Genomic DNA, 12,816 nt, shown 5'->3' on the forward strand with positions numbered 1-12,816 from the left:
GTCTCCTATTCAGCGGGAAATGGTGTTCTGTCGGGAAGGGCTCACGGCGCTGGGATAAAACGCTGCCGCTGTTCGCCGAGTCCGGTGATCCGCAAGGCCACCTCGTCGCCATCCGCGAGGTAGCGCGGGGGCTGCTGACCGAGGCCGACACCGGCGGGTGTTCCCGTGTTGATCAGGTCGCCGGGCTCGAGCACAGTGAACTGACTGATGTAACGGACGATGTCTGCCACCCCGAAGACCATGTCGCCGGTGGTGCCGTCCTGCGTGCGGACTCCGTTGATGTCGAGTTCAAGCCGGAGGTCGTCGAGCGGTCCCGTCTCATCGAGGGTTACCAGCCACGGGCCTGTCGGGTTGAAGCGTTCGAACGACTTCCCCTTAATCCATTGGCCGACATGCTCGAGCTGCCACTCGCGCTCGGAGATGTCGTGAGAGATGGTGACGCCCGCCACGTAGTCGAGCGGATTTTCATCCATGCCTAGGTATCGGGCGGTCCGCCCGATGACGACGCCGAGTTCGACCTCCCAATCGGTCTTCGTACTGCCGCGAGGGATGAAGACATCGTCGTCGGGTCCGATGACGCTGTGGGCGGCCTTACCGAAGATCAGCGGCTCGGCCGGCACTTCAAGGCCGGACTCCTTCGCATGGTCGCTGTAGTTGACGCCGACACACCACACCTGACCCGGTCGGGCAATGGGCGAACCAAGGCGGGCCTCGTCGGGCAGCACGGGTAGACGGTCGGTCCCTTCCTCGATGCGCGCGCGGACGAGGTCCAGGCCACCGTTGGCGAAGAAGTCGCGATCTAGGTCGTGGGTTATCCCGCTGAGGTCGTAACGGTGCCCGTTGACGAGCACGGCCGGTGCCTCATGGCCGGGTTCCCCGACGCGGAGAAGTTTCACGAGAATGTCCTTTCTAGTGACGGAAGGAGTCCGTAGGTTCGGGAGGCCGTTCGCCAGCGGAGGACCGATCGGTTTTCGGCGGTGGGCACGAGGATGTCCGCCACCTCGTCCCACCGCCGCTCCCCGGGATCGGTAACCGGGAAGTCACTGCCGAGCATCGACCGCTCGACGCCGAATGTGTCGAGCGCCGCCTCGAAAAATGGTCGGCTCTGGTCGTTCCAAGGAACGCCCGAAAGTTTCACAGTTGCCGTCGGTTGGGCCGCGATCTCGCGGATGCCCTCGAGCCACGAGCGCGAGAAGCGGGAGGCGAAACCGGACGCTACCGGGGGGTTTCCCAGGTGGTCGAGCACCACGGAGACCTCCGGGGTGCGGGCGTGCATGGCCGCCAGCTCGTCCAGCTGATCAGCACGGACCGTCGCATCGAACACCAGACCTGCCGCGCCCACCCGGGCCAGTCCAGCGGAGTTAGCGGCAGTGTCGATGCGACCGGGACCAAGGTCCTGGAGGATGTGACGGACGCCGATCACTTTCGGCACCACGCTGTATGCCCCTAGGAGCGTGGATAGATCGGGTGCGCCCAACCGAACGTCGGCGACGATACCGACGAGCTCCGGCCAGTGCTGGCTGAGCACCCATTCGACCTCGGCGAGTGCCTGAGACGGGGCGGCGGCCGCCTGGACGAATATCATCCCTGTCGGGTGGGCCGAGCGGTTGATCTCGTGCGGGTGCACCGGCCGGTTCAGGCTGCGTTCACCCGCCAGCCAGGGGTAGCCGAGGACCCGCGGATCCCAGACGTGGACGTGAGTATCCACCAGCGGCGCGGAGCTCATTCCTTCGTCGCGCCCGCCAGCATCCCGGACACGAGGGCCCTCTGTGAGAACAGGAAAAGGACAAGCACCGGCAGGATCGCGATGATGATCGCCAAGGCAAGCTCGGGGCTCGTGATGTTCAGACCCTTGCCGGCGACCGGGTTGAACGACGGGGTCGAAGAGAGCAGCTGGTTGAGCCCGACCTGGATCGGGAACTGGTCGCTGCTCGGAAGCACGAGGTACGGCAGGAAGAAGTTGTTCCAGTTGTTGACGAAGCTGAAGAACGCGATCAGGCCCACCACCGGCTTCGCCAGCGGCATCGCGATCCGCCAAAACACCTGCCACTCGTTGCAACCGTCGATCCGCGCCGCGGACAGAAGGTCCCGCGGAAGGCTGGTGGCGAAGTAGATGTAGACGAGATAGACGCCGAAGGGGAAGAACGAGAAGGGGAGGATGATCGACCAGATCGTCCCGATCAGTCCGAACAGGTTCAGCTCGAGGAAGGTCGGCAGCACGAGCGCGGCGGACGGCATGATCATCACCACGAGCGTGATGGTCAGCAGCGTCTTGCGGCCCTTGAACTCGGTGAGGGCAAGCGCGTAGCCGGCCGGGACACTGGTGACCAGCGTCAGGATCAGCGACCCGATGGAGTAGATCGCGGAGTTACCGAGCCACTGGAAGATCGCGCCGTTCTGGAAGCTAGTGAGGTGTTGCCAGGCCGCGCCCAACTGCCCGAACGATCCGAAGGAGAGCGGGAAGTCGTGGACGAGTTGGCCCGCGGTCTTGGTCGGCGCGAGGATCAGCCAGATCGCCGGGAGCACGAAGAAGATCAGCAGCAGCGCCAAGATCAGTATGACGATGCCAATTGAGAGGAACCGGGAGACGCGACGGGTCGGTGCTTGAGAGGCAGGCTTCCGAGACGCCGGGGTGCGGTTGCCGAGGGTGGTGGTCATTCGTTGTCCAGTTTGAACAGGCCGGACCGGGTCACCAAGATGGCGGCGACTATCAGGCCGAGGGCGAGCAGGAAGATCGAGATGGCGGCGGCACCATTGAAGTCGCCGTGCTGGAACGCGTACACATACGCGAGCTGGTTGGGAGACCAGGTCGGGCTGACGCGTCCGAGGCTCGCCGTTTGAAGCAGCTGTGGCTCCACGAAGAGCTGGGTGCCAGCGGCGAACGCGAGGATGGACTGGTAGACGATCCACTTGCGGATCATCGGGATCTGGATGTGCCACGCCGACTGCCAGGGGCCCGCGCCGTCGACGCGTGCGGCCTCCAGCACTTCGTCCGGAATGTTGTTGAGCGCGCCGTACATGACGACGATCCAGCCGCCGGCGCCGGTCCAGAATGCGATCAGCACCAGGATGACGGGCAGGTTCTCCGGTTGGAGGACCTGCGCGAAGTTCTGCAGCCCGAGCGCGTGCAGGAGCCCCGAGGCGGGGCTCACTGCAGGATCCAGCATGAACAGCCAGACCAGAACGCTGGCGACTCCGGCGAGCGCGCCCGGGATGTAATACAGGAACCGGAAGATCCCGGCGAGTCCCGGTCGCATCCGGCTGCGCAGAATCACGGCGACGAGTGTCGTCAGGACGATGACGAGGATCAGCCACATCACCAGGTAGGTCAGAATATTCTCGAATGCCGGGATGAACCGGTAGTCGTTGACGACCTTGATGAACTGACCAAGCCCGGTGAACTGGCCCCGGTCATTGGTAAAGGCGAGGTAGATCGCGTACCCGGTCGGGACGATCCCGAAGGCGATCAGCAGGATCGTGTAGCCGGAGACGAAGAGGTAGCCGGCCAGGCCGGCCCGGCGCCGCGATGCGCGACGACGGACCGGCTTGGCGTTTTCGAGCGCTGCCACACGCTCGTTTTCGAGGACTGTCATTTCGTGGTGACCTTGTAACCCACCGACTTGGCTTCGTTGACGATCGCGGTCTGCCAGGCGGGCAGCGTTTCGGTGAGGGTCTTACCGGCCGTCAGCGCTGGCAGAACGACACTGGACCAGCTGGTCGCGTCGCTGAACTTGGTGTTCGACCATCCGGTCCACACCTCATCGGCGGCCTTCTTGAACGGGCCGCTAATGTCGTCGGCGAAGTAGGACGCATTGTCCGGGTTCGCCAGCCACGCCTCAGCACCGGGCACGTAGGCCGGGTAGGTGGGCGCAGACTTCAGGTTGGCGTCCGAGGTGGTCAGCCACTCGGCCAGGTCGGTCGACGCCTTCAGGTTCTTGCTGTGCGAGGAGACCATCCACACACCGCCGCCGACGTTGCCGGTGTAGGCGGTCGACTCACCCTGCCAGGTCATCGGGTTCGCGGCGGCGATCTGCCCCTTAGGGGTCTTGAACGCCGAGTTGAACAGGTACTGGCCATACCAGGACGGACCGTTGGCCATGAGGACCTTGCTACCATCGAAGCCCTGGCTGAAGAAGCCCTGCGTACTGACCGCCTTGACCTTGATCAGGTTGTCCAGCAGCGTCGCCATGCGCGTGCACTCCTTGGCCTGCAGGTCGACACGGAGGGTGCCGTCACTCTGCAACTGCTGCGCTGGGCACTGGCTCGACCAGAAGTAGCTCTCCTGCGAGTTGGTATCACCGACGGCGCCGACGATGTAGCCGGGGTGCTCCTGGGCTACCTTCTCACCGAGGGCCTCGTACTGCTCCCAGGTGGTCGGGACCTGGTAGCCCCACTGGTCCATGAGCGTCTTGTTGTACCAGAGCACCACCTGCGCGATGTCGTTGCGCAGGCAGTAAGTGTGCCCATTGAACTCACACGGCGCCAGGGAGCCCTTGGCGAAGTTGTCGAGGGTGGACTTCTTCACCAGGCCTTCGTCCAGCGGGGCCGCGTAGGGCTTCGCGGACGGGCTGGTCGGCTCGGACGCCCAGGTCACGTCGGTCGGCGAGCCGAAGACGACATCCGGCCAGCCCTTGCCGGTGCGGTCGAACAGCTGCACCTTGGTCTGCAGATACGTGGAGCCGTCAGCGCTGCCGTCGTAGGTCACGATCTTCAGCTTCGCGTCGGGGTGGGACTTCTGGTAGGCCTGCACGGCGGGGAGCCGGGTGGAGTCGGCCCATACCGTGATGGTGGAGCTATTGTCCTGCGCCTCCGGCTTGAAGCTGGAGGAGCCGCCGGATGCGGATTGATCGGCGCTCGCGCAGCCGGTGAGGGCGGCGAGGACGCCTGCGGTTGCGAGGGCGAGGGTTGCCACTGCAGCGTGGCGGGTCCGGCGATAAAGTCGGGGCGACTTCATTGTCTTGCCTTTCTTGGTGCTTTCGGGGAAGGGGTGATTGGGTGGTGTGAGCGCGGACTCAAGCGGCCTCCCCGATGTACGGGTGGAGGGCCGCCGGGTAGTCGAGCCCGATCGGCAAAGCGATGCCGGGCTCGGTAGGCGCATGGACAAGTCCGCCCTCGTCCACATAGCGTTCGCGCACCACATGGGCTGAGGTGACGAGCGACTCGTAGTACGTGGTGTTCGGAATTGCCATGCACAGGTGGTGGTTCGGGATATCGGAGCCGTGTACCTCCGCGCGGAGACGGTAGGCGTCGGCCAGATGAGCGGTGCGCATAGCACCCGTGATGCCCCCACGCAGCGTGGTGCTGGCACGTACACCGAACGTGGCTGCGCCTGCTGCGATGAAGTCTGCAGAGTTCATGTGGGCGCCGTCGGAGGTTTCAGCGACGAGGAGGGGGACGTCCACCGCCTGAGCTAGCCGTGCGTAAGCCGTCACGCTGAATTCCCGCATCGGCTCCTCATACCAGAGGTAGCCAGCGTCCGAGAGAGCCCGCCCAAGATAAATCGAGTCGGGCAGGTCGAAACCTGCCGACCCGTCGTACATCAGTGGAATGTTGTCGCCGACATGCTCGCGAAGTGCGATCGAAAGCTCAGCGTCACGGCGGGCGTCGCCCCACGCGTGCAGCTTGATGCCGCGGTAGCCCAAAGCAAGGCTCTGGTCCGCGACGTCGAGGAACTCCTCGATGCTGGAGAACGTGGAGGTGGACGCGTAGGCGGGGATACTGGTGCGGTACCCGCCGAGCACCTGCCAGGTGGGGCGCCCGGCCATGCGGCCGGCCAGGTCCCAGAGCGCAATGTCAACGAGGCCCAGAGTCGGCAGGGGAAGCTCGTGGATACGGTCGAGCTCCCAGATCCGATGCCAGAGCCACTCGCGCTGCAGCGGATCCTGGCCAATCAGTTCCGGCCGAAACACCCGCTCGACGAGATCATCGAGCATTACAGCTGCGCCAGGACGGGAAAAGAACGCAACGCCTTCCGCTCCCTCGTCTGTCCCGATACGCAGCACAGCTCCATCGCCGGCTGGTGCACTGCCGGCAAGGCCATTACGCCATTTGAACGGCGGATTGGCGGCGGGAACATGAACCCGGATGGATTCGACGTGCGTGATCTTCATGGTGTCTTTCTCATCGTTGGTGGTCGCGCTGCTCAGAAGCTGCAGTAGATCGGGACATAGGGAACCGTCGGCGCCTGCGGCGCTGTGGCACCACCGGCCCGAGTGAGCGCAGAAACGGCCTGGTGCGCCACTGCATCGGTAGCGGCAGCGGCGCCTGGTGCGCGACGGCCAAGACTGCTTCCGGCATGGCTGGATCGCGGAAACTTCAGCATCGAATTTCCTTGTCTCGAGGATTTATGCGCGACTGAGTGTGAAGATCCTGTCGCGGATCTTGCGCTCGAATTGCTCCTGTGTTGTGTCGATGTGCTGGGACATCAGATGGACAGCTCGATCGGCGTCCCCCAACGCGATCGCTTCGGCAATCGCGACGTGTTGACGGCCGGCGACCTCCAGCGACCCTGGCGCGTTTCCGTGAAACAGGAGGATGTCAATTTGTGATGCGTAACGCCGCCAGTCGGCGACGCTCGCCTGAAGGAACACGTTCTGGGCGGCGATAGCTACCGCAGTGTGGAAGGCTTCGTCTGCGCGAGCGAACACCTCCGCCACGTCAGCCGCCCGTTCGGACTCCGCCGCCGCTTCGCGCAGCGCTCGAACGTGTACGGGGGTTGCAAGCGTTGCTGCTCGGCGGGTGGTCTCATTCTCAATGAGCCGTCGGAAATCGAGCAGCATCAGGACTTGGTCCAAGTCAGTCGGCTGGAAGTGGATGAACTCCTCCGCGCCGAAGCTGTTCGGCGGCGCTGCCACGAATATGCCGGCGCCCTTGCGAACACTTAAACGGCCGATCGCGGCGAGAACCTTGACCGCTTCTCGAGTCACATTGCGAGTGGCATCAAAAATCTCGGCCAGACCCTGCTCGGTTGGCAGACGGTCGCCGGGTCGAAGGTTCTGCTCCGCAATGTGATGGAGCAGCCGCTCCGCGAGGAGTTCGTATCCGGGGCGGTAGCGATCGCCCTCACCATCTGCGGCGATTTCGGCCACCTTTGCTTCGCTCGCCACAGCGCCTCCTTTGGTCGGGTGAAGAGCAACCTGCATAAGTATGACACACCACGCGGTAAATGCAATCTATTCGGACTTTTGGGCCGGATTGACGCCGATTTGCACGATTTCGCCCGGATAAGTCCGAGTCTTGGTACACTGAGCGCGCGCCTTGGCCAGAAAAGAGGGAATAGACGTGACACATCAGGCAACCGAGGCTGATGAGCCGTTCGTCTTTCGCACCCGGCTCCGACCCAATCCGGGAGTTAGCGCGGCATACGTGGAGTTTCACCGCGCGATTCCAAAAGAGCTCGATTCCGTGATGCGCGCCGCCGGAGTCCTCAAATGGAGCATCTATCATCGGAGAGACGTTCTGACTCATGTGGTCCAGGCGCAGGATAGATCTCGACTAAACGTCGAACTCGACCAGAACCCAGTCAATGTTGCCTGGCAGCGACAAGTCGCGCCGTACCTCGCGGACGGGGAAGAGCCCGACGCGAACGAGGAACGCGGAACACTGATCTGGGACTTTTCGTGGCCGACTCGATAGCCTCTCGCCTTGCCTTGGGCCCGTTCGGCCTGGGGTGCGCTCCGCTAGGGAACCTCTACAAGGCAATCAGTGACGAAGCGGCGGAACAACTCCTCCATGACGCCTGGGAGGCAGGGGTGCGGTGGTTTGACACTGCGCCTCATTACGGATTGGGTCTTTCGGAGCGACGACTGGGACGATTCCTGGCAACCAAGCCCCGGGATTCATTCGTCATCAGCACCAAGGTGGGTCGTCGCCTGCTACCCAACGAAGAAGTCCCATATGGGCGTGACGATGAGGGATTCGACGTGCCGGCCGCGTACACCCGCGCGTGGGACTTCACCGCGGATGGCGTCAAGCGAACCCTGGAGGCGAGCCTCGAGCGCCTGCAGCTCGACCGCGTCGACGTCCTTCTCCTCCATGACCCCACCGATCGCCTGGACCAGGCGATCGGCGAAGCCGGAACGGCTCTTGTCCGAATGCGTGAGCAGGGCCTGGTGGGAGCAATCGGCGCAGGAACCCGGGACCTCGACGCGCTTGCCCGGATAGTACGCGAGCTCCACGTTGACGTGGTCATGGCCGCGGGGCGATATACGCTCCTGAATCAGGACGCTGATGACGTGCTCCTACCACTGTGTCAAGTTCGAGGCGTCTCGGTCCTGAATGCGGGAGTTTTCAATAGCGGCATCCTCGCCTCGCCCGAACCGACAGAGGCCGGGAGCTACGAATACAGCGCAGCAGCACCCGAACTGTTGGAGCGAACTCGAAAGCTTGCTCAGTTGGCTCGTGCCCACAGGTCGACTCTTCCGGCTGCAGCACTGGCATATAGCGCCTCTCATCCGGCTATCGCCGCCATCACGGTTGGAGCCGCTACTTCGGCGGAGTTATTTGAGGACCTAACTCTTGCCAGTTCCCCTCCGCCGCATGAGTTCTGGTGCGCCGTGGGTGCCGCCGGCCTGCTCCCTTGGGAAAAGCTCACTCCAATCCTGGAATCAACGCACATCCGCGTTTAGCTTCGCCTTCGCTCGGCATGGCTCGCCTTGCCCCGGCTCGGCCCGGCCCGGCTCGGGCTCATAAGAATATGATCTATAGGTCTTCTGGACCCGAGAATTTGTGGCCATACTCCCCATGAACTAATTTCATTCGATATTTGGGCACTTTTTGTTGGATTGAGTTGCATTAATGTCCCGCTGTGGGATACTCGTCACACGGCAGTCAGCCTTACCCAATGGAGGGATCCAACAGTGACAGCGAGAGCGGCAGCGCGGGACGAACCCATGTCGGGGTCGGACGCCGAGCGCTACCGACCCGGATACGAGTTGGCTGCTGAGCAGCTGTTGCAATACATCGCCGCTGAGAATCTTCATCCCGGCGATCGGCTTCCTACCGAGCAGGGCCTCGCCGAGATTCTCGGCACCACGCGGAATGTGGCACGTGAGGCTGTCAAGGTTCTAGCTGCCATCGGCAGGCTGTCGGTCCGGCGCGGGGCGGGCATATTCGTTGCTGCGGGACCTGCGACCTCCGCAGATGACTCGCTCGCTCACTACCAGCCGACGGACATGGAAAACGTCCTTATGCTGTTGGACTACCGGCTCGTCATCGAGACCGAGACCGCACGTCGAGCCGCTTCGACCGCAAACCCCATCGAAGTCAAGGCCATTCGTGAGGCGGCCGCCCACTCAGCGGAAGTCGGCCGAACCGGGGACGCTGAGGCGTTCGGCCACGCAGACGAGGCCTTCCACACTGCTGTGGCCACAGCAGCCCACAACCTGTTCCTTCAGTCGTCGGTCGCTACTGCCCGCCGGTACGCCGCGCAGAGCGACCTTTTGCTGTTCCAGGGTGGCGCTCCCGGATCCCTCGAGAATGCCGGACGGCAGCATGTGGAGATCGCCGCGGCAATCGCCGCAGGCGACCCCGACCAGGCAACACAACTCATGGCCGAGCACGTGGACACCACCCGACACCAATTTGAGCGGCGCATCCGCGACCGGCTCTTCAACCTCCAAAAGCGCACTTAGGCGGGCGCCCCAACGCACCCTGCGGGTGACCCCTAGGGACACCCGCACGGCGAAGCTATGCCCAAACCCTGCCTAGACGCTGCCAAACCCCAAAATATCGGGCTAGACCCGTCTATCGAATCCCGCGACCGCCCGGGCCCGGCGGCCACCATCCCGTCCGACCAACGTTGTATCGGAGTGAATAATGAATACATCATCGCCCCGGCGCCTGCTTGCGGGCGCCGGCGCGGCGGTCGCCCTCGTAGTGGGCGCATTCGCCGGAATCGGCGCGGCAGCCGCGCCGCCCTCCCTACCAGCACTCGTCATCTCCGTGGCCCCCGGAGGGCATGGCCAGGACTGCAGCGACGCCGACCCCTGCTCACTGACCGACGGTCAGGCTCACGCTCGGGCGCTCGCGCGCAGCACCAATCGCGACATCAAAGTGGTCCTCGCCGGCGGAACCTACCGCCTCAACAAGACACTCGCCTTCGACGCCGCCGCCGGCGACAGCGCACCGGCTGGCCACACCGTCAGCTATGTGGCCGCCCCAGGACAGCACCCGGTGCTCTCCGGCGGCAAGCAGATCAGCGGCTGGACGCAGGGCGCCAACGGCATTTGGCAGGCCAACGTCCCCGCCGGAACCGTAACGCGGCAACTGTACGTCAACGGTGTACGCGCGAACGTCGCGTCCGAGGCAGCCCCGGGTGGACTCACCCAGACGGCGACGGGCTACACCACCACCGATTCCACGATCGAGAACTTCGGCAATGTCTCCGACGTGGAATTCGTGTGGAACATCGGTTGGGTTCAGGGCCGCTGCCGCGTCGCCTCAGCGAGTGGCACCACGATCACCATGGACGAGCCCTGCTTCCAGAACATGGTCAATCGGCAGTACCCCGCCAGCACCGGCGACCTGGCCCAGATCCAGAACGCCAAGGAATTGCTGAACGACCCGGGAGAGTGGTACCTCAACGAGGCCACTCACACCGTCTACTACATGCCTCGTGAGGGCGAGAACATGCGGACCGCGGACGTTGAGATCCCGCGCCTCCAGACGCTTGTGTCCGGCACCGGCACGGTCGCCAAGCCGCTGACCAACTTCGCGCTGCAGGGACTGTCCTTCGAATACGGAGGTTGGACTGCCCCCAACGGAACCGACGGGTTCGCCGAAACTCAGGCGAACATGCGCTACACCGGGGTCAACGCGTGGAAGTACCAGGGCACTTGTGAGAAGTTCTCGACCACCGACCCTGGCACCTGCCCCTACGGCGACTGGACCATGACGCCCGGAAACGTGGTGTTCGACCACACCGACGGACTGACTATCAGTGGCGACACCTTCCAGCACCTCGGCGCTGCTGGTCTGCAGCTAGGTCAGGTCGTAAACAACTCCACCATCGTCGGTAACAACTTCACCGACATCTCCTCGAATGGCCTGGAAATCGGCAACGGCGCAGACGCGGCGAACGCCTCCCTGCTCCCCTCCCTCAACCTGATCGCCAACAACTGGGTGCACAACATCGCCGTCGAATACACCGGCGGGATCGGCATCTGGCAGGGCTACACCCGTTACGACACCATCGATCACAACCAGATCGACAGCGTGCCCTACAGCGGGATCAGCTCGAATTGGGGTTGGGGCCGCGTGCCGGACGTGCAGGCCGCGGGCAACAAGATCACCAACAACCTCGTTGAGGACGCCATGCAGCAGCGCGGCGACGGCGGCGGGATCTACGTGCTGGGCCAGGAAGGCAACTCGCTCGCCAACGGACTGCTCATCAGCGGCAACGTAGTCCGCTACGACGCCGGCTATGGCAACGGCATCTACACCGACGGTGGGAGCCAGTACATCACCGAGACGAACAACGCGGTCTACGGCAACGACACTGCGTCCTTCGGCGGTTGCGAGGAGCCCACGGCACCGTACGGCGACTTCAACTTCACCGGCAACTACTACGAGACCCTCACCGACGGGTTCAGCTGCGGCGAACCCACCAACGCCACCATCACCGACAACACCCAGATCGGTTCTGACGGCAGCGGCGTCCCGGCCTCGCTGCTCGCCAACGCCGGCCTCCAGCCGGCCTACGCGCAGCTCGCGGCCCCGCCGACGGGTAAGGCCCCGGTGAATCTGGCGCTGCACATGCCCGCCCAGGCGCAGTACCTGGACGGCAGCACCGCGACGCTTCAGCCTGGCTCTCAGGCGTCCTACGCCACCGACGGAGACGCCACCACCACAACCCAGGCGACGAACCAGTACCTGTGGCAGCTCGTGGTAGACCTTCAGAAGGCCCAGTCGCTCGGTTACGTGACCGTGACAATGCCGCAGTCGAACTTCGCGACAGCCTTCCACGTCGATGTGTCCACCGACGGGACGTCATGGACCACGGCTGGAACCCTGACCGATACCGGCTGGGGCACCATTCCGGTCACCTTCACCTCTCCCGTCACCGCCCGTTACCTACGCATCGTCGCCGACGCGCCTAACCAGGGCGGTCAGCGAGGAAGCCAGATGGCGATCGCCGAGGTCGGCGCCTACGCCACATCCGGCACCAACCTCGCGCTGACCAAGCCCACTCAGGCGCTGTACATCGACGGCACCAAGGCTCTGCTCCAGCCAGGATCCCAGCCGACCTACGCCAACGACGGAGATCCCAGCACCTGGACACAGGCCACCGCCCAGTACCGCTGGATGCAGCAAGTCGACCTGGGCCAGCCGACATCGCTCAGCGAGATCGCAGTGTTGATGCGCGACAGCAACTTCGCATCTCACTGGCACGTCGACGTGTCGCTCGACAACTCCACCTTCTGGACTGTCGGCCGGCACAACGACACCGGCGGCGGCCTCGCTGGCATCCAACTCGACAACCCGGTTCTCGCCAGGTACATCCGCATCATCGCCGACCGGCCCAACGACGGCGGCCAGGTCGGGTCGCAGATGTCCATCAACGAAATCCAGGTCCTCGGGCAACCGCAGTAGCCGACAGCGCTGTCCCTAGGTGGGGCGGAAGATGGTTCCCGAGTGAGCCACCTTCCGCCCCACTGACGCATCCGCGACAGTGGACTCCGCAGCATAAGACCCGCGAGGGGCGCGCCTTCGGCCTTCGGCCCGGCAATCTGCAGACGACACGAGGAATAGGTAAGAGGGACCGGCTCGGGCAAGGTCCCTCCCACCTGTCGGGCCGCGGCGCGACCACTGGGTCCC

Annotated in this window: 11 protein-coding genes; 4 read left to right on the plus strand and 7 right to left on the minus strand. The window is 64.0% G+C overall.

Translation table 11 applies throughout. The features are described 5' to 3' along the window. Positions 1-41 precede the first annotated feature (41 nt). The 7 genes from ACR9Y5_RS17175 to ACR9Y5_RS17205 form a co-directional block, all read right to left on the minus strand. Positions 42-896 carry a fumarylacetoacetate hydrolase family protein gene (locus tag ACR9Y5_RS17175; protein WP_481299100.1) on the minus strand — a complete coding sequence of 285 codons (855 nt, stop codon included), beginning with the start codon at positions 894-896 and terminating at the stop codon, positions 42-44. Continuing rightward, a complete protein-coding gene (locus tag ACR9Y5_RS17180) occupies positions 893-1,726 on the minus strand; it encodes an amidohydrolase family protein (RefSeq protein WP_481299101.1) in 834 nt (277 codons plus the stop codon). Before ACR9Y5_RS17180 ends, ACR9Y5_RS17175 begins: the two co-directional genes overlap by 4 nt. Further along, a complete protein-coding gene (locus ACR9Y5_RS17185) occupies positions 1,723-2,658 on the minus strand; it encodes a carbohydrate ABC transporter permease (protein WP_481299102.1) in 936 nt (311 codons plus the stop codon). The genes ACR9Y5_RS17180 and ACR9Y5_RS17185 overlap by 4 nt, the downstream gene beginning before the upstream one ends. Next, a complete protein-coding gene (locus ACR9Y5_RS17190; RefSeq protein ID WP_481299103.1) occupies positions 2,655-3,569 on the minus strand; it encodes a carbohydrate ABC transporter permease in 915 nt (304 codons plus the stop codon). Before ACR9Y5_RS17190 ends, ACR9Y5_RS17185 begins: the two co-directional genes overlap by 4 nt. Positions 3,570-3,589: 20 nt before the next feature. Further along, positions 3,590-4,912 carry an ABC transporter substrate-binding protein gene (locus tag ACR9Y5_RS17195; protein WP_481299104.1) on the minus strand — a complete coding sequence of 441 codons (1,323 nt, stop codon included), beginning with the start codon at positions 4,910-4,912 and terminating at the stop codon, positions 3,590-3,592. A 100-nt stretch (positions 4,913-5,012) separates the two neighbouring features. Continuing rightward, positions 5,013-6,110, minus strand: a complete 1,098-nt coding sequence (locus ACR9Y5_RS17200) for an enolase C-terminal domain-like protein (RefSeq protein ID WP_481299105.1) — start codon at positions 6,108-6,110, stop codon at positions 5,013-5,015. Positions 6,111-6,344: 234 nt separating this feature from the next. After that, the gene (locus ACR9Y5_RS17205) at positions 6,345-7,106 is read right to left on the minus strand and encodes a FadR/GntR family transcriptional regulator (protein WP_481299106.1); all 762 of its coding nucleotides are present in this window, start codon (positions 7,104-7,106) and stop codon (positions 6,345-6,347) included. 175 nt (positions 7,107-7,281) lie between these two features. Here ACR9Y5_RS17205 and ACR9Y5_RS17210 point away from each other — a divergent pair, with 175 nt between their 5' ends. The 4 genes from ACR9Y5_RS17210 to ACR9Y5_RS17225 all read left to right on the plus strand — a co-directional run bounded on the left by ACR9Y5_RS17210 (position 7,282) and on the right by ACR9Y5_RS17225 (position 12,591). After that, positions 7,282-7,635, plus strand: a complete 354-nt coding sequence (locus tag ACR9Y5_RS17210) for an L-rhamnose mutarotase (protein WP_481299107.1) — start codon at positions 7,282-7,284, stop codon at positions 7,633-7,635. Then, on the plus strand, positions 7,620-8,627 hold the full coding sequence (locus tag ACR9Y5_RS17215) for an aldo/keto reductase (RefSeq protein WP_481299108.1): 1,008 nt from the start codon (positions 7,620-7,622) through the stop codon (positions 8,625-8,627). The genes ACR9Y5_RS17210 and ACR9Y5_RS17215 overlap by 16 nt, the downstream gene beginning before the upstream one ends. Before the next feature lie 264 nt (positions 8,628-8,891). Then, positions 8,892-9,632 carry a FadR/GntR family transcriptional regulator gene (locus ACR9Y5_RS17220; protein WP_481299109.1) on the plus strand — a complete coding sequence of 247 codons (741 nt, stop codon included), beginning with the start codon at positions 8,892-8,894 and terminating at the stop codon, positions 9,630-9,632. Positions 9,633-9,816: 184 nt separating this feature from the next. Further along, a complete protein-coding gene (locus tag ACR9Y5_RS17225) occupies positions 9,817-12,591 on the plus strand; it encodes a discoidin domain-containing protein (RefSeq protein ID WP_481299110.1) in 2,775 nt (924 codons plus the stop codon). The last annotated feature ends 225 nt before the right edge of the window (positions 12,592-12,816 follow it).

This window comes from Leifsonia sp. KNZ13-11D (assembly GCF_056754895.1).

Bases quoted from the DNA above. Each gene is read 5' to 3' on its own strand.
- ACR9Y5_RS17180 (WP_481299101.1), bottom strand. From the start codon at position 1,726: ATGAGCTCCGCGCCGCTGGTGGATACTCACGTCCACGTCTGGGATCCG.
- ACR9Y5_RS17185 (WP_481299102.1), bottom strand. From the start codon at position 2,658: ATGACCACCACCCTCGGCAACCGCACCCCGGCGTCTCGGAAGCCTGCC.
- ACR9Y5_RS17200 (WP_481299105.1), bottom strand. From the start codon at position 6,110: ATGAAGATCACGCACGTCGAATCCATCCGGGTTCATGTTCCCGCCGCC.
- ACR9Y5_RS17220 (WP_481299109.1), top strand. From the start codon at position 8,892: ATGTCGGGGTCGGACGCCGAGCGCTACCGACCCGGATACGAGTTGGCT.
- ACR9Y5_RS17225 (WP_481299110.1), top strand. From the start codon at position 9,817: ATGAATACATCATCGCCCCGGCGCCTGCTTGCGGGCGCCGGCGCGGCG.